Source organism: Geobacillus sp. TFV-3 (assembly GCF_009901865.1).
In the GTDB taxonomy this organism is placed as follows: domain Bacteria; phylum Bacillota; class Bacilli; order Bacillales; family Anoxybacillaceae; genus Geobacillus; species Geobacillus thermoleovorans_A.
This window is the reverse complement of sequence record NZ_MPSP01000001.1, coordinates 152501-173105: the sequence shown is the minus strand read 5'-3', so window position 1 is coordinate 173105 and position 20605 is coordinate 152501. Positions and strand designations below refer to the sequence as shown.

General features: G+C 49.6%; 12 protein-coding genes, 7 tRNA genes, 2 rRNA genes and 1 pseudogene. 2 read left to right on the top strand and 20 right to left on the bottom strand.

Features of this window, described 5'->3' with window-relative positions; all coding sequences use genetic code 11:
- Positions 1-214: 214 nt before the first annotated feature.
- Positions 215-1383 (bottom strand): IS3 family transposase gene (locus tag BJQ97_RS00960; protein ID WP_268892776.1). Its coding sequence is split into 2 segments (ribosomal slippage): positions 215-1128 and positions 1128-1383, totalling 1170 coding nucleotides; the frame shifts between segments, so codons are not numbered across the junction.
- 77 nt (positions 1384-1460) lie between these two features.
- Here BJQ97_RS00960 and BJQ97_RS00955 point away from each other — a divergent pair.
- Positions 1461-2417, top strand: a pseudogene (locus tag BJQ97_RS00955) (IS1595-like element ISBsu3 family transposase); the annotation flags it as partial.
- Between the two features lie 55 nt (positions 2418-2472).
- On the top strand, positions 2473-2910 hold the full coding sequence (locus BJQ97_RS00950) for a GNAT family N-acetyltransferase (RefSeq protein ID WP_160155171.1): 438 nt from the start codon (positions 2473-2475) through the stop codon (positions 2908-2910).
- Positions 2911-4290: 1380 nt separating this feature from the next.
- Here the strand turns inward: BJQ97_RS00950 and BJQ97_RS00945 are convergent.
- The 19 genes from BJQ97_RS00945 to BJQ97_RS00860 all read right to left on the bottom strand — a co-directional run bounded on the left by BJQ97_RS00945 (position 4291) and on the right by BJQ97_RS00860 (position 20296).
- Complete coding sequence (locus tag BJQ97_RS00945; protein WP_160155170.1) at positions 4291-5091, bottom strand: ExeA family protein; 801 nt, start codon at positions 5089-5091, stop codon at positions 4291-4293.
- Positions 5084-6334, bottom strand: coding sequence for an IS481 family transposase (locus BJQ97_RS00940; RefSeq protein WP_160155169.1), 1251 nt, complete (start codon positions 6332-6334; stop codon positions 5084-5086). Before BJQ97_RS00940 ends, BJQ97_RS00945 begins: the two co-directional genes overlap by 8 nt.
- A gap of 142 nt (positions 6335-6476) precedes the next feature.
- Positions 6477-7040: a DUF6431 domain-containing protein gene (locus BJQ97_RS17525; RefSeq protein ID WP_236567073.1), complete on the bottom strand. Its 564-nt coding sequence runs from the start codon at positions 7038-7040 to the stop codon at positions 6477-6479.
- A 577-nt stretch (positions 7041-7617) separates the two neighbouring features.
- Positions 7618-9420 (bottom strand): glutamine--fructose-6-phosphate transaminase (isomerizing), encoded by a 1803-nt coding sequence (glmS, locus tag BJQ97_RS00935; protein WP_160155168.1) that lies wholly within the window; start codon positions 9418-9420, stop codon positions 7618-7620.
- Positions 9421-9951: 531 nt separating this feature from the next.
- Positions 9952-11301 (bottom strand): phosphoglucosamine mutase, encoded by a 1350-nt coding sequence (gene glmM / locus BJQ97_RS00930; RefSeq protein ID WP_160155167.1) that lies wholly within the window; start codon positions 11299-11301, stop codon positions 9952-9954.
- A 26-nt stretch (positions 11302-11327) separates the two neighbouring features.
- A complete protein-coding gene (locus BJQ97_RS00925) occupies positions 11328-12566 on the bottom strand; it encodes a CdaR family protein (protein ID WP_160155166.1) in 1239 nt (412 codons plus the stop codon).
- Positions 12559-13380, bottom strand: a complete 822-nt coding sequence (cdaA, locus tag BJQ97_RS00920) for a diadenylate cyclase CdaA (RefSeq protein ID WP_160155165.1) — start codon at positions 13378-13380, stop codon at positions 12559-12561. The genes BJQ97_RS00925 and cdaA overlap by 8 nt, the downstream gene beginning before the upstream one ends.
- A 72-nt stretch (positions 13381-13452) precedes the next feature.
- Positions 13453-14064, bottom strand: coding sequence for an anti-sigma-W factor RsiW (gene rsiW, locus BJQ97_RS00915; RefSeq protein ID WP_160155164.1), 612 nt, complete (start codon positions 14062-14064; stop codon positions 13453-13455).
- A gap of 14 nt (positions 14065-14078) precedes the next feature.
- Entirely contained in the window at positions 14079-14642 is a 564-nt protein-coding gene (gene sigW, locus BJQ97_RS00910; RefSeq protein ID WP_160155163.1) for an RNA polymerase sigma factor SigW, read from the bottom strand.
- 201 nt (positions 14643-14843) lie between these two features.
- A complete protein-coding gene (gene rocF, locus BJQ97_RS00905; RefSeq protein WP_160155162.1) occupies positions 14844-15743 on the bottom strand; it encodes an arginase in 900 nt (299 codons plus the stop codon).
- A 148-nt stretch (positions 15744-15891) separates the two neighbouring features.
- Positions 15892-15964: transfer RNA gene (locus BJQ97_RS00900), tRNA-Ala, on the bottom strand.
- Positions 15965-15969: 5 nt separating this feature from the next.
- Positions 15970-16041, bottom strand: a tRNA-Gly gene (locus tag BJQ97_RS00895).
- 4 nt (positions 16042-16045) lie between these two features.
- Positions 16046-16121 (bottom strand) — tRNA-Lys (locus BJQ97_RS00890).
- Positions 16122-16422: 301 nt separating this feature from the next.
- Positions 16423-16497: transfer RNA gene (locus tag BJQ97_RS00885), tRNA-Gln, on the bottom strand.
- A gap of 115 nt (positions 16498-16612) precedes the next feature.
- Positions 16613-16684 (bottom strand) — tRNA-Glu (locus BJQ97_RS00880).
- A gap of 10 nt (positions 16685-16694) precedes the next feature.
- Positions 16695-16770, bottom strand: a tRNA-Thr gene (locus tag BJQ97_RS00875).
- 7 nt (positions 16771-16777) lie between these two features.
- Positions 16778-16852, bottom strand: a tRNA-Asn gene (locus BJQ97_RS00870).
- A 155-nt stretch (positions 16853-17007) separates the two neighbouring features.
- Positions 17008-17124 (bottom strand): 5S ribosomal RNA (gene rrf, locus BJQ97_RS00865).
- A 242-nt stretch (positions 17125-17366) separates the two neighbouring features.
- Positions 17367-20296 (bottom strand): 23S ribosomal RNA (locus tag BJQ97_RS00860).
- Between the last annotated feature and the right edge of the window lie 309 nt (positions 20297-20605).

Genomic DNA, 20605 nt, shown 5'->3' with positions numbered 1-20605 from the left:
CCCTTATCCCTTACCCCTCTTTTTGCTCCAAATAAAAAGGAATCGAGAAAAGCACCGTCAGGTACCTGGTATTATGTCAAGAAAATAGACACATAAAATGGAGAAACATTTTAACTCCTACTACCGCACTTCGTTTGGTGGCCTCTTGATAAGGAGAACGGTTGGTAAATCCTTCCCCTTATCAAGGGGATTAAGAAACCGCCATATCGCGACTTCATTCAGAGAAGGATTGTTTTTTGCCGTGTTGATGCAGCTTCTCATATGCCATCGGAGACATGTACTCGTTAGCGGAATGAATTCGCTGAGAGTTATAAAAACACTCAATATATTCAAAAATCCGATGTTTGGCCTCTTCCCTTGTTGTAAAGGTCTCGTGGAAAATCAGTTCCTTTTTGATGATGCTGTGAAACGATTCCGCACATGCGTTATCATAACAGTTTCCTTTTCGACTCATGCTGGTTTGCATTCCATGCTGTCGTAAAATGGATTGATACTCGTTCGATGCATATTGGCTCCCTTGATCCGAATGGTGAATCAGACCTGGTTGAGGCTTTCTCTGGTTGATGGCTCGGTTTAATGCTTTGATCACTAACTCTTTTGTCATTCGCTCGGAAAGATACCAGCCAACGATTTTACGAGAAAACAAATCCATGACCGAAGCTAAATACAGCCAGCCTTCTTTCGTCCAAATATAGGTGATATCCGCCACCCATACTTTGTTCGGCTTATCCACTTCAAACTGCTGATGTAATAAGTTGGGATACACAGGCAAATGATGCTTCGAATTCGTGGTGGCCTTATATTTTTTCTTCGTTTTGGAACGAATGTCATCGTCTTTCATGATTCTTGCGACGGTTTTCTGAGAGACCTTCACTCCTTGTTTCTGAAGGATTTTTGTGATTTTTGGACTGCCATACGTTTCTCTTGACTCGATATGAATCTTTTTGATTTGTTTTTTCAACGTTTCGCGTCTTTGCTTTTGTTGGCTTTCTGGTCGTTTGATCCATGCATAGTACCCACTTCTTGAAACGCCTAGGACTTCACACATCTTCGCCACACGAAACTCCTTTCGATGCGTATGAATGAATTCATAAATTACTTCTGGTTTTTGGCGAAGATGCTCATGGCCTTTTTTAAGATGGCGTTTTCCTCCTCTAAGTCACGAATGCGTTTTTGCAGTTCACGCTTTTCGCGATCTTCTGGTTTTAGTTTCCCGCTTCCGACAAAGCTATGTTCCGCATCATTTTTATAATCCGCTACCCATTTATGAAGGGTTTTTGGTGAAATATCCAGTTGTCTAGCTGTTTCAGCGACTGCTTTCCCTTCCTCTAGCACTAATTTAACTGCGTGTACTTTGAATTCTTTATCAAAACGTCTTGTCATTATAGACACTCCTCATGTTTGATAGATTTACTATACATTTTCTTTATTCGTCGTGTCTATAATCTAGACTAACATCACAATGGGTAAAACGTTATGTTGACCCGACCTCTTCCGTTGGTGGTAGATTGATTAACGAAATGAGGGAAACTCGTTTTAAAGATGGTTTCGAGTGTCCCCATTGTACATCTGAACACGTTGTTCGATTCGGAAAAGTCAAGGGTCGTCAACGGTATCGTTGTAAAAGTTGCCTTAAAACCTTTACGGATACGACTAACACCGTTCTTTATCGCACCCGAAAAGGTGATGAATGGATTACATTTGTGGATTGTATGTTCAAAGGCTACTCCCTGCGTAAATCGGCTGAAATCGTAGGGGTTACTTGGGTTACACTTTTTTACTGGAGACATAAACTGCTATCCGCCTTAAAGCAAATGGATTTTGACCATTTTGAAGGTATCGTTGAAGTTGACGAGACCTATTTCTTGTACTCTCAAAAAGGGCAACGTGGCATTACAGAACGGAAGCCTCGAAAACGTGGAGGAAAATCCAAACACAGAGGAATCAGCCACGAACAAGTATGTGTTCTTGTTGCAAGAGACCGTACAAAAGCAACCGTCTCCAAAGTATCTTGTATGGGGCGTATTGTAAAAACCAAAATTGAAACTATCATTGGTACTAAACTATCGTCTGACAATGTGCTTGTTACAGATGCTTGGAGAGCATACAAAACCTATGCAAAAGAAAAAGGATTAAAGCATTACCGAATCAAATCCGATGATGGAAAGCACGTTATAAAAGGCTTATATCACATTCAAAATGTCAACAGTTTTCATTCTCGGATGAAGAAGTGGATTGACCGTTTTAAAGGTGTGGCTACAAAATATCTTGATAATTACCTTGCTTGGTTCTTATTTGTAGATAGCCGCAGTAACGAAAATACCAAGCAACATATAAAAGAGCTTCTGCTTACATCATTTGTATTTGAAATGACAGAAACTTTTGAAAGTCTCCGTCTATCTAAGTTCAGTGCTTAAAAAGGTCATTAACGGGCAATCGGCTTATAAATATTGGGAGAGGAGAACTCAATTTATGGAAATTAGAAAACCAAACGATTCGGAATATAAAAAGGTTTTATCACTTTCACCACAAGCATTATTCGAAGGTACATTAGGCGAAGCAAAACCGTCAGATGAAAAAGTCAAACAACTTATTGAACCATTATTGCAGAAAGGAAGCTATTATTTGATAGCAACTGAAGGCGATAATCTAATGGGTTGGATTCTTATAGGAACAAGTAAAGACCAATTTACTGAAAAGATATATGGATTTATTTATGAATTGTTTGTGTTAGAGGAATTTAGGGGAAATGGAATTGCAAAACAATTGATGGAAACTGGTATCGAACATCTTAAACAAGATGGATATTCAGAGGTTCGCTTAAGTGTATATGCAGGAAATCAAGCGATTAAACTGTACGAAAAATTAGGATTCAAAAATAGAACCATTACAATGAGTATGAACATATAAAACAAACATCTTTATTGAATATCTAATAGACTGGTTTATTGAGAATTGGGGAACCAAAAGATGGTTCCCTAACATTTTATTGAAAAAATCAACATTAAACATTAACAGAGCCTCGTGAAAAAATAAAAGAGCTGGCTCTTTTTTGTTGAAGGTTCTCTCTATTATCATCGCTTACCAATGACACGTTTTTTACACCTAAATCCTTTATAAACTGCCCGAGGGAGAAAGAACAAACAGAATATATTAGCTCCGCTCAACTTTGGCTATAAAATATTCTTCAGTTCCCTTTATTTCTTTCCACTTTATTTTGTACTCATTCTTTAGGTCATACGTAATATCCTTCTTGCCAGCAGTCTTTTGGAATGTTCCTTTTAACAGCTTTTCCTTTCTAAAAAGACGATATATTTCTTTCTCTCCCTTAAAAAAAGCATCGAAAAGGTAGATCCCAAATTAACGGCAGAAACAATACCCCTGTTTGAAATCGTGATCAGCCCTAATCTTGTTACTATAAATCAACTAAAAAAGATCAACTCCATAGGTTACAAAAAGTAGCTGAATTTGCTTGAAACTTCTTAAATAAGAGCTTAAAAAATACGTTCTTAGTATGGAACACTTTTTTAAAGATGTCGTGTCAGTACGGAAAAATTGGAACATTTTTTGTGAAATGTTGTGTTGGTACGGAAAATATGGAACATTTTTTATAAAATGTCGTGTCAGTACGGAGAATTTGGAACATTTTTTGTAATATGTTGTGTTGGTACGGAAATTTTGGAACGTTTTTTATAATATGTCGTAACATCCCCTTTATAAATTATTCCCTTCTTAACTGTATAGAAATCGTCTCACACAGTTATGAACTTTTTTGAAGGTTGGCTTTGAATTCTTGTTAAAGAGTTAGCATTAAGAGGTTTAAAATAAGCCTGATCTCATCTCTAAAGTTGGTTTGAACCTCTACCTTATATCTTTAATCAAAATTAACGCTTTTTGAAATGAATGGGAAAAGTTCTAAAATTGATCATAAAAAAACATAAGTCAAAAGTAAACTTCGACTCATACCTTAGTGAATTTATCGAAAAATTTTGTTTTAGGTGAAACATCACCTGCACAATTTTTCCTTATCCCTTCTCTCCTTTCCCCTACTATGTTCTAATACAAAAAACCTTGACTGTAAATTAGCACATTATTTCAGAATCACTTTTTCAAATTATTTCAGATGGATTCTGAAATAATTTGAAAAATTTTTGCGGATTGTTCCGGATTTTGCACATTCTTTCGGAACGTTTGCACGCTCTTTCAAATGAAGATTTCCAGCGCGCCTGATGGACCGATGGAAAATGGAAAAGTGAAAGCACAAAAGAGGCCGATTCGGCCCCTTTCGTCCTAATACCCCATTTCCTCTGCGGCCATGCGCACCACTTCTTCGTCAATGACGTCCTTTTTCAGCTGATGCCCGTATAACAGGCACGTCGTGGCCAACGTGTTGATCACCCGAGGCCATCCCCGCGACTGCAGGGCAATCGCCTCTAACGCCGATGGAGTGAAGATCGGATGCTTCGCCCCGGCCTGTTTCATCCGATGCTCGATGTAGCCCGCTACCTCTTCCTTCTCCAGCGGCCCCATCCGGTATCGCATGATGATCCGCTGATCGAGAGGGCGGTGCTGATTGAGCCGCAGCTTCCCCTGTAAATGGGGCAGCCCGGCCAACATCAAGACAAATGGGTTGGTCGAATCCATCTCAAAGTTGAACAAGATGGCGATGTCCTGTAAAAAGGCATCCTTTGCGAAATGCATCTCGTCCAAAATGAACACCGGCGTAATCCGTCGTTCATGATACAATCGCTCGATCGCCTGCTGGATTTGGCGGAAGAGGTCTACCTTGCGGTACTTCGGTTCCTCTCCTAATCCCAAGGCCAGTCCACGGTAAAAATCCATCACGCCTCCGGTGGATAACGGAAAGTAGACGACATGATACAATGATGGATTCAATGACTCTTTCAGCGCCCGAAGGGCGAACGTCTTGCCCGCCCCCGGCTCTCCGATCAACAGCCCGATCCCCCGGGTTCGTTTCACGTACTCCAGCGCCCGCAACGCTTCCTGAAACGCCGCCCCTTGATACGCCTCGGACGGGTCGGTTTCTTTCGCAAACGGCTCCCGCGAGAGGGAATAAAACGTTTTATACATCCTGTTCGCCCTCCTTCGCCGAAACCGCCGCAAACGGCGACCGGTGGCGCTTCACATAGGCATTGTCCTCCAAACGCACCCGAATGGCTTCCGCCACCCGTTTGCCATCTTCGTACACATAGACGCCTCGTTCGTCATAGCGGAGCTCAATCGATTGCCCAATGAACCGAGGCGGCACTTCGTATAGCTGTTTATTCAGGGTGATCGTGCCATCGGCTTTCACCTTGCGGTGCTCCCGTTTCAGAAAAATCGCATCCAGCCAATCGCCATCTTCGATGAACGACACGAGATGCACTTGCGATTGAAACACCTCATGCGGCGTTTTTCCGTCCAGTGAGGCGTGCGGTTTTCGATGATACTCCTCTTCAAGCCACTTCCAAAAACGCTCGTTCAACTCGTCAAGCGATTTCGGCGGATTCAGCTCCAACAGTGGATAAAACCGTGTCTGTACGGTGCGGAAGAACCGTTCGATTTTTCCCTTGCTTTGCGGGTCATACGGCTGGGTGTGGATGAGTGTAATCCCCATCTCGGCGCACGCATACTGCAGCACCTCGGACCGATCAATTTTCCCGTTGTCCGAGTAAATGCGTTTCGGCTTCCCGCAACGAAGCACCGCTTCCTTCGTGACGATCCGCAGCCCGTCAAACTTCTCCGAAGGGAAAAATTGGGCATATGGCACTAACCGCGAGCAGTCATCGATATACGCGATCAAAAACGTTTTCTGGGTTTTCCCATGGACGCGAATCGTGGGTCCATGGGATAAGTCCCCTTGCCATAGCTCATTGATCTGGTCATACGCAAAACGCTTTCGCTCCGGCATCGGCAAGATTTCTTTTCCCACCAGGTTGTGTTTTTTCAACAATCGGTATATAGTAAAGTATGAGAGGGTGGTGGGAATGTCCCCCTGCTTGGTGAGTTGTTCGTAGAATAGGGTCACGGGCATGGTGGGATGTTCCTTCCTCAATGCTAGAATATGATCCTCATCATCGGGGGACAGACGTCTGGAGCGGCCGCGGTCCGAACGGCGCTTCGGCTTCAAGGCGTCGAAGCCCCCTTTTTTGTATCGGGCGCACCAATCCAGAATCGTCTTCGCCGCAATGGGTTTGTCCCCTTGATGGGGAATCGAGTGCACTCGCCCGCCCACCTCATTCAAATACGCTTTGGGCTCCACCTGGCCATTCACCAACGGAGCGATCAGCCCGTACCGAAACAGCGCGATGTCGTGTCTCATCGATTCATCCATCTGGATCTCCTCCCTGTCTCCCTGTGATGTTGGACCGTCCCGGTCCCCTCTACCCCCTATCTTACGAAACGACTCGAGATTCGTCGAGAGGAAGGGTTTGTGGAAACATCAACCATCTCCATTTTTGGTGTTAAGTAGAAAATCAGGAAGCAATTTGATCCGCAAACGGATGCCACCTCTCGTTTGTCCACAGGTCTTGGATGATCGAGCCCACCCCCCGTCCCTCCAAGGTCTGCATCCACCAAACCGCCCGTTCTGTTCTTGCGTTCCCCACAGGGCCGATGATCCCCCACCTTCTCGCCGCCGCGTGATGCAAGCGAGAGAGATTCCGTAAAAATCGTCGGACATAAAACAAGATGACCTCCTTGGTGGGAAAAACAACCTGTTTGGTCTTCGCTCCTCGCCTTGGCGTTTCGAACCATGCTTTGACCGCTTGCCAAATAACCGATCGTGTATATTGAACATACGGGAGGAGGAAAGAAGGCAGCACACTCACGGTTTTGCGACACTCTTGACAGCGATATCGTGCGATCCAAAGGTGATACTCCCCCTCTGCCGTCAACGCATAGCGTTGGTAGTATCCGTGACGATGCAAGGGGCGGCGGGATGGACAGTGGGGGCATTGGTTCACGTCGGGAAAATCGTTCCCTTTCCCACGATCCGTATACGTTTGAATGTCAATGCCAAAGTCGTGAAACTGGATCACACTTCCTCCCCCTCATTGAAACGAATGGAAATCTTTGTCCGAAACAATTCACAAAAAATTTAGCACATTCCTTCAGAAAAGGGGAGAGGGCTTTCTGAAAGAATGTGCAAAAAATGGGCGTTTTGTGCTGAAATAAAATGATAATTTACACTTGACGATTTCCCTTCTTCGCCTCACATCTGCTCGAAGCCTTGTCCCACAAGGGATGGAAGGTAATTTGGATGAAAATACCATACAAAAAAGTTTGACGAGAAAAAGATAGAGTAAAGGTAGATAGGGGGAAGGGACAAGGAAGCTTTCCCTTCGGGAAATAACAAAAAAGGATGACGAAAAAAGGGAAAAGGACCAAGGGAAAAGGATTCCTTTCCCCTTATCCCTTACCCCTCTTTTTGCTCCAAATAAAAAGGAATCGAGAAAAGCACCGTCAGGTACCTTCCTCGATTCCCTTGAGTCCTATTCCCTTCTCCCTCAATTTATTTCCCAATCATCGTCACACTTTTTTGTTCATCGTCAGACTTTTTTGTGTGTCGTCAGGGTTTTTTGTAGGGAGACAACTTGTATCTCACCGCCAACCCGCTTACTCGACCGTCACCGACTTCGCTAAGTTGCGCGGTTTGTCGACGTCGCAGCCGCGGTGCAGAGCGGCATAGTACGCGATGAGCTGCAGCGGGACGACGGAGACAAGCGGCGTAAGGTCCGGATGGACGGCCGGGATAATGAAGCGGTCGCCATCGCTTTCAAGGCCGCGCATCGAGATGACGCACGGGTTGGCGCCGCGGGCGACGACTTCTTTCACATTGCCGCGAATGCTCAAATTCACATGCTCCTGGGTGGCAAGCGCAATAACCGGTGTGCCGTTCTCAATCAAGGCGATCGTGCCATGTTTCAGCTCGCCGCCGGCGAACCCTTCGGCTTGGATGTAAGAGATCTCTTTCAGTTTCAGCGCGCCTTCTAGGCAGACATAGTAGTCAACGGCGCGGCCGATGAAGAAGCAGTTGCGCGTCAGCGTCAAGTAGTCGCTCGCAATGTTTTCCATTTCTTCTTTCGCGTCGCACAGCATTTCCATCACATTGGCGATGATGGCGAGCTCTTTTGTCAAGTCAAAATCCAATTCGAGGCCTTTTGCTTTCGCCGCCGCGGCGGCCAAAATCGCAAGCACCGCAATTTGCGCCGTGTACGCTTTCGTCGAGGCGACGGCGATTTCCGGGCCGGCGTGCAATAAAAGCGTATAGTCAGCTTCACGCGACAACGTCGAACCTGGGACGTTCGTGATCGTGATCGCTTTATGGCCGAGTTTGTTCGTTTGCACGAGCACGGCGCGGCTGTCAGCTGTCTCGCCGCTTTGCGAAATAAAGAGGAAGAGCGGCTTTTCCGACAACAGCGGCATGTTGTACGAAAATTCGCTGGCGATGTGCACTTCAACCGGAATTTTCGCCCACGATTCGATCAATTGTTTGCCGACGAGACCCGCGTGGTAGCTCGTTCCGCACGCGACAATGTACAGGCGGTCAGCATTCAGCACTTCGTTGATGATCGCTTGGTCAATCGCCAATCCGCCGTTTTCATCTTGGTACTTTTGGATGATGCGGCGGATGACAAACGGCTGCTCGTCGATTTCTTTCAACATATAGTGCGGATACGTTCCTTTTTCAATGTCGCTCGCATCGAGCTCGGCCGTAAACGGCTGCCGTTCGACGGTTTCACCGTCCAGCGTTTGAATCGTGACGTTCTCGCTCGTGACGATGACCATTTCCCCGTCCATCAGTTCGACGAATTGGTTGGTCACTTGAAGCATCGCCATCGCGTCGCTGGCCACGACATTAAACCCATCACCCAATCCGACGAGAAGCGGGCTTTTGTTTTTCGCTGCGTAGATCGTGTTTTCGTCTTGCGCATCGATCATGGCGATGGCGTACGATCCTTTTACCAGCGAAAGCGTTTTTCGAAACGCTTCTTTCGTCGTCAGCCCGTCGCGGACAAATTTTTCCACCAGCTGGACAATCACTTCCGTGTCGGTGTCGCTTTGAAACGCAACATCGGCTAAATAATCGCGCTTCACCATTTCATAGTTCTCGATGACGCCGTTATGCACAAGCGTAAAGCGCCCTGATGCGCTTTGATGCGGGTGAGCGTTCACCCGGCTTGGCGCCCCGTGTGTCGCCCAGCGTGTATGCCCGATGCCGACAGTCGCTTTCACATTCGGATCGACGATGCGGCGCAAATCTACGATCCGTCCTTTTTCCTTAAATACGTGCACGCCGTTTTCGTTCAATACGGCGATCCCCGCCGAATCGTAGCCGCGATACTCGAGTTTTTCCAATCCACGCAGTAAAATTTCTTTCACATCTTGGTAACCGATATAACCAACAATGCCGCACATGGCAAATGTTCCTCCTTTTCATCTTGGAGGCTGCCGCCAACGAGATCCGTTCTGTTCAGTTGTCAAAGAGCAAATTAGGGGCCTCGCCGATGAACGCGGCAGACTCCCTTCTTGTGGGTTCGTGCGATGACATCCTCCCCTTTGTGCAAAGGGTCACCCCTTTGTTTTAAGAGAGGATTTGCGGCTGTCATCGCTCCAGCCGGGAGGCATCCGCCGAAAACCTCGATAAACCTCCTCCTCGTCAACTAAGCGCGCTTCCGTTCCGCGCTTAGTCCAGGCGCTTTTTTGTCGTCAAAACCGATGCAACAACCAACCACCTTTTTGCTTTGCTGGCCATGCCTGCGGTTGTGGCAAACCATCACTTCACCATGTTCCGCTCTTCGCCCTTCCATCGCCTCCTTTCAAGAAAAAGGCAACAACGTTAATATTACAGGACATTCCCAGCGGCGTCAACTATCTGTATAAAATAACCTATGCATAAACGGAAGCGAATGTTCCGTCCATGCATAGGATGGTTGTCCAAACAATCGGTTATTCCGCTCCCATTTCACGGCGGACGACATCCGCGATCCGCTCAACGTAGGTGCGGCACGCTTCCTCCGTCGGGGCCTCAGCCATAATGCGCACGAGCGGTTCGGTGCCCGATGGGCGGACAAGAACGCGGCCGTTGCCGTTCATTTCCGCTTCCACTTCTGCGATCACACTCTTCACTTGCTCATTTTCCATCACTTTTTCTTTCTCTTTTACCCGGACGTTCACAAGCAGCTGCGGGTATTTTTTCATTTCGCCCGCCAATTCGGAAAGCGGCTTCCCTTTGATTTTCATGATGTTGACAAGCTGAAGCGCCGTCAACATCCCGTCCCCCGTCGTGTTATAGTCGAGGAAGATGATGTGTCCGGACTGCTCGCCGCCGAGGTTGTAGCCGTTCTTTTTCATTTCCTCGACGACATAGCGGTCGCCGACAGCGGTCTGCACGCTTTTAATGCCTTGCGCCTCAAGCGCTTTGTAAAACCCGAGATTGCTCATGACCGTCGAGACGACGGTTTGTTGTTTGAGGCGGCCGGTTTCTTTTAAATATTTGGCGCAAATGTACATAATTTGATCGCCGTCGACGATGTTGCCGTTCTCATCCACAGCGATGAGGCGGTCGCCGTCGCCGTCAAAGGCGAGCCCGACATCAGCACCTTTTTCTTTGACAAACGCGGCCAGCGCTTCGGGATGGGTCGAGCCGACCCCTTCGTTAATGTTGAGCCCATTGGGCGACGCCCCCATCGTGACGACATCCGCATCCAAATCGGCAAATAAGTACGTTGCAAGCGATGACGTCGCCCCGTGCGCGCAGTCGAGGGCGATTTTCATCCCGGAAAAATCTTCTTCATCGATCGTTTGTTTTAAATACTGCAAGTACTTTTGCCCGCCTTCAAAATAGTCGTTTACTTGCCCAAGCCCAGCCCCGATCGGCCTAGGCAGCATGTCCTCTGCGCTGTCGATCAACGCCTCAATCTCCGCTTCCTGCTCATCCGACAGCTTAAACCCATCCGGGCCGAAAAATTTGATGCCGTTATCTTGCACCGGATTGTGGGAGGCGGAAATCATAATCCCCGCCTGCGCGCCGAGCGCCTTCGTCAAATAGGCGACGCCTGGCGTCGAGATGACGCCAAGGCGCATGACTTCCGCTCCAATCGAGAGCAACCCGGCGACAAGAGCCCCTTCAAGCATATGGCCCGAAATGCGCGTATCACGCCCGATCAGCACTTTTGGGCGCTCAGCGCTTTTCGTCAGCACGTACCCGCCGCAGCGCCCGATTTGAAACGCCAGCTCTGGCGTCAATTCACGATTCGCGACTCCACGTACACCATCAGTGCCAAAATATTTGCCCATTCGTTTACTCTCTCCTTACTGTCAATTTATTGTGCGGTTGCTTTTTCGCTGATATGAACCATCGCTGTTTCCGCCGACGGTTGCCATTGAACGTGGTTAAGGTTGTCCCATTGAATTGGGACTTGATGTTCGCCGACATCAAGCCCGCTCACATCGACATACAAACGGACGTCATCTTTTGTCAATCCGCGGACAATGTCAGGTGGACCGATCAGTCGAATCGTAATCTTGCCTTCAACCGGTTTGACAAACTCAGCTTTGTATGAATCCGGCAAGCCGACGACAGCGATCGGCACGTCTTTCCACGTTTGCGTGACGTCTTTTTCCACATCAATATGCACCTTGATTTTGTGTGGGTCGACGCTTTTTGCCCCATCAGGGAGCGGAAGGTCAAGTTCTACCGTCTCATCATCTGTAATATCGTCCAAGTCAACTGTCAATCCTTCCAACTTGTCAATACGGTTCAGCACCTCTTTTGGTCCGTAAATCGTCACCCGGTCTGGCTTCGGAGTGACGCTGACAAGATGCACGCCATCCGGCAGCTCCCCAGTTGTTCGCACTTGAACCGGCACCGTCTTGCTCGGGCTTTCCACCGGAACGGTCACTTCCACGGACGATGGCTCTGGTTCGATATCCAACTCATTCCCCCGTCGATCGTACACCCGAACGCGCGCTTCTTTCGTCAGCGTTTCCGTCGCTCCATCTAAGTCGACGATGGCTTTGACAAACGCAATCTCGTCGATCAGTTCCTTCGCCCCTGTAATCGTCACAGCATTCGGTTTCACCGTCGGTTCTCCGACGGAATAGCCATCCGGCATTTTGTTTCGATTGAAAAATTCAACACCGACCGAAAACCGTTTCGACACTTTTTCGCGAATGGTCACTTTTGCCGAAGCAGGCTGAATCGTCACTTTCAACTTATCGGAAATGTCCCTGTATTTGATCGGCACCGTGTATGTCCCTAACGGCAATTCCGTTAAATCGACATACACTTCGAAATTCCGCTGCAGAGCCGTCGGCTTAACAATGCTGGCCGGCCCTTGGAGCGTGACGTTCACATATTTCGGTACGCCAGATACGACCAAGTTGTCTTCATCATAGTAAGCGACCACCGGAATATCGATCAGCGTTTCCGTATCTTCCTGGCCAAACGTGTTGCGCGTCTCGCCGGTTTTCGCCCCGACATTGGCCGACATATACAGCATAATCGCTAACAACAAGGAAACGACGCGAATAAACCAAGGATGGTCCATCAACTTATCCATGTTTCTTCCCCCTCCATTGCCAACGGGAAGAAGCGGGCGCCTTCGCAGTTGGAACAAGTTCGTCTGTCAACAGTTCCCGAAATTCATCGATCGTTAAATCGCGGTATAACTCACCGTTTTTCGTCAGAGATACTGCTCCTGTCTCCTCTGACACGACGACGGTGACGCTGTCCGTCACTTCGCTGATGCCGAGCGCCGCCCGATGGCGTGTTCCGAGCTCTTTCGAAATAAACGGACTTTCCGATAACGGTAAATAACAAGCGGCAGCAGCGATTTGGTTTTTTTGAATAATGACCGCCCCGTCATGAAGAGGCGTGTTCGGAATGAAAATATTAATAAGCAGTTCCGGCGATACATGAGCGTTTAACATAATGCCGGTTTCGACGTAATCGTTCATTCCGGTTTCCCGCTCGATGGAAATCAACGCGCCGATGCGCCGCTTCGCCATATACTCGGTCGCTTTTACAATAGCTTCTACCATTCGCATTCGCTCTTCATCTTCATTAACCGTATTGCGAGTGAACAGCCGTCCGCGGCCGAGCTGCTCAAGCGCGCGCCGCAATTCCGGCTGAAAAATGATGATGATCGCGAGAAACCCCCAAATGATCGCCTGATCCATCAGCCATTGCAGCGTCGTTAATCCGAGGTAATTGCTCACAAAACGCACTAAAATAATTAAAAAAATGCCTTTTAACAGCTGAATGGCCTTCGTCCCGCGGATCATCATGATCAACTTGTAAATCACATACCAAACGACAAGAATATCAACCACTTTTAACAAATATGACACGATGGGGAGCTCTTCGAAGGACATCTTCACACTTCCTTTATCTCTAATTCCAATCTGCTGATGGTCATGGAAAAAGCCATCGAACGATGGCTGCCATCATTCAATCGATTGGAGCGCACGATTGAACCTTTCTTTAATATTATACCAAATCCATTCAAACACTTGATTAATTTCCTCCACTTCTCCTGTCACTTGCCCGGCGGACGCCATATATTTCTTACCATGGATCACGGTCACGTCCCCATCAACCGTTCCTTCAATCCGAATCGAGCCATTGCGGACGACAATATCCCCTTTGACCGTTTCTCCTTTCGGCACGATGACAGTATGGTCGCGGATGATGACATGTTCATCAGCAGAGACGGAAAACGCGCCTCTTTCTCCCCATGAAGAAGCGAAGCTGCCCAAAGTGAGCGCTAAAAACAACGAAGCAGCCGTGAGCAACGGATGACGATGCATAAAACGGCGCAACCGCGCGGTCTTTCTCTCTTGCGGCATGGCCTTCATGACCTTAGCCGAAAACGACGGCGGCGCCGCAACGTGGGCAGCATACTGAAGGAAAGCCACCGTCTTTTTTAGCTCATGAAAATGGGCAGCACACGCAGCGCAAGAACGCAAGTGCTCTTTCAGCCGCTGCTCTCCTTCTGGCTGAAGATCCCCATCAAAATAGCTATGCATGAGCAACATGATTTCTTTCGGACATTTCATAGTCTCCCACCCTCTTATAAATGGCCCAATTGCCTGCGCAACGCCTCGCGGCCGCGATGTAGCCGCGTTTTTACCGTGCCGATCGGCAACCCTAAAACTTCGCTGATTTCTTGCAACGACAAATCTTCCATATATTTCAACACGACCACGCTTCGATATTTTTCTGGCAATCGCTCAATCGCCCGCTGCACCGTCTCTTGCAGCTCCAGACTTTCCAACGCCTCCTCCGGAGATGCTTCACGGGAAGGAAGCTGAGCCTGCATCGTCAACCCGTCCGTGCCTCCGACCTCTTCATCTAAATACACGTCCGGCTTCCGCTTCCGCAATTTGTCGATCGTCAAGTTCGTGGCAATTCGGTACAGCCAAGTAGAAAATTTCATTTCTGGATTGTACGTATCAATATGGATGTAGGCGCGGATAAACGCCTCCTGCGCCGCATCTTCCGCCTCATGCCGATTGCCGAGCATTCGATAGCAAAGGCGGTAAATCTTGTCCTTATACAAATCGACAAGATCCGCGTATGCGTTTTGATCCCCTTTTTGGATCGCCTTAATTCTCTTTTTAATAAATAGATCCATAAAATACAATACCCCCGCCTCACGGCTTACCGTATATTACGGCGCTCGATCAAGAAAAGTTTCATGCAACACATTTATTGTATCATACAACGGAAAAAGAGGGGACGCCAAACAAATGGCAACCCCTCTTTCACAAACCGCGGGAACAAATCATCATCACACCCGTGAATCCCCGCAGCCAGCCGTCTTTGTCCAAATGCATTAAATGAGTTTTTCACCAAACAACGACCCCATCAACGCTACCGCAACGGATGCTGTTTTGTTCCGCTCATCCAAGATCGGGTTCACTTCGACAAATTCCGCTGAAGTGATGATTTGCGCTTCGGCCAGCATCTCCATCGCCAAATGGCTCTCGCGGTATGTCAATCCGCCAATGACAGGCGTTCCGACTCCCGGTGCGTCGCTTGGGTCAAGACCATCCAAGTCAAGCGACAAATGAACGCCATCCGTCCGTTCTTTTAAATAGGCGATCGTTTCTTCCATCACCCTTGTCATTCCGAGCCGATCGACCTCATGCATCGTGTAAATTTTGATCCCTTTTTCGCGAATAAACTTCTTCTCCCCGTCATCAAGGGAACGGACGCCGATCAACACGACATGTTCCGGCTTGATTTTGGGGCTGTATCCGCCGATTTGCGTCAGCGCCGGATGGCCAAACCCGAGGCTCGCCGCCAGCGGCATGCCATGAATGTTTCCAGACGGCGACGTTTCCTCGGTGTTGACGTCGCCGTGCGCGTCATACCAGATCACTCCAAGCCGCTCATAATGTTTCGCCACTCCGGCGAGCGTGCCAATGGCGATGCTATGGTCGCCGCCCAACACAAGTGGGAAGCGCCCCCGCTGAACGACTTGGTCAACCGCCGCCGCGAGTTTCTCATTCGCCTCCGCAACCGCTTTCAAATTGCGCAACCGTGAATCCCCTTGCTCATGCAACCTTTCGGCTTTTCCGATGGGGATATCTCCTAAATCTTCGATATCGTAATGAAGGCGTTCGAGCCGCTCAATCACACCCGCATAACGCATCGCACTTGGCCCCATATCAACGCCACGGCGCGTCTGCCCTAAATCCATCGGCACACCGATAATGGAAATTGGCTTCATGCTGTCCCCCACTCCTTTCTGATTCCCGTTACGTCTTTATTGTAGAGGAAAGAAAGGGGATGACTCAACCTGACAAAATTTTGAATATTTATACCAATATAACAAAAAAGAGCAGGCTGCTTTTGGTTGTCAAGCAGTCTGCTCTTGATGGAGCCTATCGGGATCGAACCGATGACCTCCTGCGTGCAAAGCAGGCGCTCTCCCAGCTGAGCTAAGGCCCCACCCAAGCGGAAGACGGGACTCGAACCCGCGACCCCCACCTTGGCAAGGTGGTGTTCTACCACTGAACTACTTCCGCGCTATGGTGAGCCATGGAGGACTCGAACCTCCGACCCTCTGATTAAAAGTCAGATGCTCTACCTACTGAGCTAATGGCTCACGAGTTCAATTACACTCTAAGTGATGATTCGCCCTACCTGCCTCTTCCTCTACTAGCGAGTTCAAAGAAGCTATGTGCGTCGAGGCAACTCGAAGCATATTCGACGATGCATTGCTCGTTACTGAGCTAATGGCTCATGGTTAGGAAAACACTCTAAGCATTATCTAGCTCTACCTGCCCCTTCCTCTGCCAGCCCATTCAAGGAAGCCAAATGCGTCGGGGCAACTGGCAACGAATTCGAAGATGTAGCGCTCGTTACTGAGCTAATGGCTCATGACCATTTTATGCACAAAAAAATAATGGCTGGGCTAGCTGGATTCGAACCAGCGCATCACGGAGTCAAAGTCCGTTGCCTTACCGCTTGGCTATAGCCCAACGTTATGAATAAGATATGCTGTACTCAATCGTTATTATGCCTCTGTGATCAGTGAATTATACGCTTTTCATTTCGACCAATCATCCTTGAAAGGACGATTGGCCGAAATGGGAGTGACCCGTACGGGATTCGAACCCGTGTTACCGCCGTGAAAGGGCGGTGTCTTAACCACTTGACCAACGGGCCGGAAAATAAATGGAGCTTCCAACCGGGCTCGAACCGGTGACCTCTTCCTTACCATGGAAGTGCTCTACCTACTGAGCTATGGAAGCGTAAAAATGGCTCCGCAAGTAGGATTCGAACCTACGACCTACCGGTTAACAGCCGGTTGCTCTACCGCTGAGCTATTGCGGAATGATGAGAAAACTATATGTCATGTGCATCTTCACAATGTGCTCGTTGCCTCCTCTACTAGCTAATTCAAGGAAGTGAGATGCGTCGAGGCAACTCGTAGCGAATTCGAAGATGTGAAGCTCGTTGCTGAGCTATTTGCGGAATAATGAAACATTGCCTAGCAGCGACCTACTCTTGCAGGGGCGCTGGCCCCAACTACCATCGGCGCTGGAGGGCTTAACTTCCGTGTTCGGGATGGGAACGGGTGTTTCCCCTCCGCCATAGCCACTAGGCAATGATCATCAACTTATGGACAATCCTTATTATATCCATCCTGTTGGATTTGTCAACAGGATGTTCATTCCTTCAAAACTAGATAACCGTCGGAAGAAGCCGCAAGCCTGCGCTTTTCGTTGTCCAGCTCCGGCTCGCCGCCGCTCGGGGTCAAATAACCTTCGCCTTCGGGATGTGAACATCCCTGCAGGCGAAGAACATTTGCCCGTCGCGGCGAAACGCTCGCCTCCGCTTTTCTAATTAGGTCAAGCCCTCGATCGATTAGTATCCGTCAGCTCCACGTGTCGCCACGCTTCCACCTCGGACCTATCGACCTCGTCATCTTCGAGGGATCTTACCCGCTTCACGCGGTGGGAAATCTCATCTTGAGGGGGGCTTCACGCTTAGATGCTTTCAGCGCTTATCCCGTCCGCACATAGCTACCCAGCGGTGCCCCTGGCGGGACAACTGGTACACCAGCGGTGCGTCCATCCCGGTCCTCTCGTACTAAGGACAGCTCCTCTCAAATTTCCTCCGCCCGCGACGGATAGGGACCGAACTGTCTCACGACGTTCTGAACCCAGCTCGCGTACCGCTTTAATGGGCGAACAGCCCAACCCTTGGGACCGACTACAGCCCCAGGATGCGATGAGCCGACATCGAGGTGCCAAACCTCCCCGTCGATGTGGACTCTTGGGGGAGATCAGCCTGTTATCCCCGGGGTAGCTTTTATCCGTTGAGCGATGGCCCTTCCATGCGGAACCACCGGATCACTAAGCCCGACTTTCGTCCCTGCTCGACCTGTCCGTCTCGCAGTCAAGCTCCCTTGTGCCTTTGCACTCTCCGAATGATTTCCAACCATTCTGAGGGAACCTTTGGGCGCCTCCGTTACCTTTTGGGAGGCGACCGCCCCAGTCAAACTGCCCGCCTGACACTGTCTCCCACCCCGCTAAGGGGTGCGGGTTAGAATTTCAATACCGCCAGGGTGGTATCCCACCGCCGCCTCCACCGAAGCTGGCGCTCCGGCTTCCCAGGCTCCCACCTATCCTGTACAAGCGATACCAAAATTCCATATCAGGCTGCAGTAAAGCTCCACGGGGTCTTTCCGTCCTGTCGCGGGTAACCTGCATCTTCACAGGTAGTATAATTTCACCGGGTCTCTCGTTGAGACAGCGCCCAAGTCGTTACACCTTTCGTGCGGGTCGGAACTTACCCGACAAGGAATTTCGCTACCTTAGGACCGTTATAGTTACGGCCGCCGTTTACTGGGGCTTCGGTTCGCACCTTCGCTTCCGCTAAGCGCTCCCCTTAACCTTCCAGCACCGGGCAGGTGTCAGCCCCTATACGTCGCCTTTCGGCTTCGCAGAGACCTGTGTTTTTGATAAACAGTCGCTTGGGCCTTTTCACTGCGGCTCTTCCAGGCTCTTCACCCGAAAGAGCACCCCTTCTCCCGAAGTTACGGGGTCATTTTGCCGAGTTCCTTAACGAGAGTTCTCCCGCGCGCCTTAGGATTCTCTCCTCGCCTACCTGTGTCGGTTTGCGGTACGGGCACCTCTTCCCTCGCTAGAGGCTTTTCTTGGCAGTGTGGAATCAGGGACTTCCGGAATACTCCGTCGCCGTCACCGCTTGGCCTTAGCGACCCGCGGATTTGCCTGCGGATCAGCCTCACGGCTTGGACAGGCTCTTCCAGCCGCCTGCTCGCCCTATCCTCCTGCGTCCCCCCATCGCTCAAACGGGAAGAAGGTGGTACAGGAATCTCCACCTGTTGTCCATCACCTACGCCTTTCGGCCTCGGCTTAGGTCCCGACTAACCCTGAGCGGACGAACCTTCCTCAGGAACCCTTAGGCTTTCGGCGCAGAGGATTCTCACCTCTGTTTTCGCTACTCATACCGGCATTCTCACTTCTAAGCGCTCCACCAGTCCTTCCGGTCTGGCTTCTCTGCCCTTAGAACGCTCCCCTACCGATGACCAACGGTCATCCCGCAGCTTCGGCGGCACGTTTAGCCCCGGTACATTTTCGGCGCAGAGCCACTCGACCAGTGAGCTATTACGCACTCTTTAAATGGTGGCTGCTTCTAAGCCAACATCCTGGTTGTCTTTGCAACTCCACATCCTTTTCCACTGAACGTGCACTTCGGGGCCTTAGCTGGCGGTCTGGGCTGTTCCCCTCTCGACCACGGATCTTATCACTCGCAGTCTGACTCCCGGGCATAAGTCGTTGGCATTCGGAGTTTGACTGGGTTCGGTAACCCGGTTTGGGCCCCTAGCCCAATCAGTGCTCTACCTCCAACACTCTTAAACCCGAGGCTAGCCCTAAAGCTATTTCGGGGAGAACCAGCTATCTCCAAGTTCGATTGGCATTTCACCCCTACCCACACCTCATCCCCGCACTTTTCAACGTGCGTGGGTTCGGGCCTCCAGCCGGTGTTACCCGGCCTTCACCCTGGACATGGGTAGATCACCTGGTTTCGGGTCGACGACGACGTACTAAACGCCCTCTTCAGACTCGCTTTCGCTGCGGCTCCGCCTCTTCGGCTTAACCTCGCACGCCATCGTCACTCGCCGGTTCATTCTACAAAAGGCACGCCATCACCCATCAACGGGCTCTGACTACTTGTAGGCACACGGTTTCAGGTTCTCTTTCACTCCCCTCCCGGGGTGCTTTTCACCTTTCCCTCACGGTACTGGTGCACTATCGGTCACTAGGGAGTATTTAGCCTTGGGAGATGGTCCTCCCTGCTTCCGACGGGATTCCTCGTGTCCCGCCGTACTCAGGATCCGCTCGGGAGGGAACGAAGTTTCGACTACAGGGCTCTCACCTTCTCCGGCCGGCCGTTCCAGACCGGTTCGTCTACCCCGTTCCTTTCTCACTCCCATCGTGAGCGGTCCTACAACCCCAAGAGGACAAGCCTCTTGGTTTGGGCTGTTCCCGTTTCGCTCGCCGCTACTCAGGGAATCGCGTTTGCTTTCTTCTCCTCCGGGTACTAAGATGTTTCAGTTCCCCGGGTGTGCCCTCCATACCCTATGGATTCAGGCATGGATACTGCCCCATTACGGACAGTGGGTTCCCCCATTCGGACATCTCCGGATCTACGCTTGCTTACAGCTCCCCGGAGCGTTTCGGCGTTTGCCCCGTCCTTCATCGGCTCCTAGTGCCAAGGCATCCACCGTGCGCCCTTTCTAGCTTAACCTAAAGCGTCTCGGCCTCTTCCTTGTGTCAATCGGTTATCTAGTTTTCAAGGAACGAAGTAGCTTCTTTGAATTCACTTCTTCGCTGGTTTGCGTCGAGGAATCCAGCTTCTCTGAACCGGCTGGTAGACGCAGACGCAAACGAAGCTGTTGCTTGAATTTGCTTCTCTGCAGTCTTGCGTCGAGGAATTCGGTTTCTCCGAATCCGCTTGTAGACGCAGACGCAAAACATTTGAGAGAACATGACTCGTTCCCTCAAAACTGAACGAAACGAAAGCGCAATGAATTGGTAAAGTCGGCTATTAACAGCC

Coding starts and splice junctions, on each gene's coding strand:
- BJQ97_RS00940 (WP_160155169.1), bottom strand. CDS start 6,334: ATGGATGAATCGATGAGACACGACATCGCGCTGTTTCGGTACGGGCTG.
- glmM (WP_160155167.1), bottom strand. CDS start 11,301: ATGGGCAAATATTTTGGCACTGATGGTGTACGTGGAGTCGCGAATCGT.
- BJQ97_RS00945 (WP_160155170.1), bottom strand. CDS start 5,091: ATGTATAAAACGTTTTATTCCCTCTCGCGGGAGCCGTTTGCGAAAGAA.
- glmS (WP_160155168.1), bottom strand. CDS start 9,420: ATGTGCGGCATTGTTGGTTATATCGGTTACCAAGATGTGAAAGAAATT.
- rocF (WP_160155162.1), bottom strand. CDS start 15,743: ATGAAGCCAATTTCCATTATCGGTGTGCCGATGGATTTAGGGCAGACG.
- rsiW (WP_160155164.1), bottom strand. CDS start 14,064: ATGAAATGTCCGAAAGAAATCATGTTGCTCATGCATAGCTATTTTGAT.
- cdaA (WP_160155165.1), bottom strand. CDS start 13,380: ATGTCCTTCGAAGAGCTCCCCATCGTGTCATATTTGTTAAAAGTGGTT.
- sigW (WP_160155163.1), bottom strand. CDS start 14,642: ATGGATCTATTTATTAAAAAGAGAATTAAGGCGATCCAAAAAGGGGAT.
- BJQ97_RS00950 (WP_160155171.1), top strand. CDS start 2,473: ATGGAAATTAGAAAACCAAACGATTCGGAATATAAAAAGGTTTTATCA.
- BJQ97_RS00925 (WP_160155166.1), bottom strand. CDS start 12,566: ATGGATAAGTTGATGGACCATCCTTGGTTTATTCGCGTCGTTTCCTTG.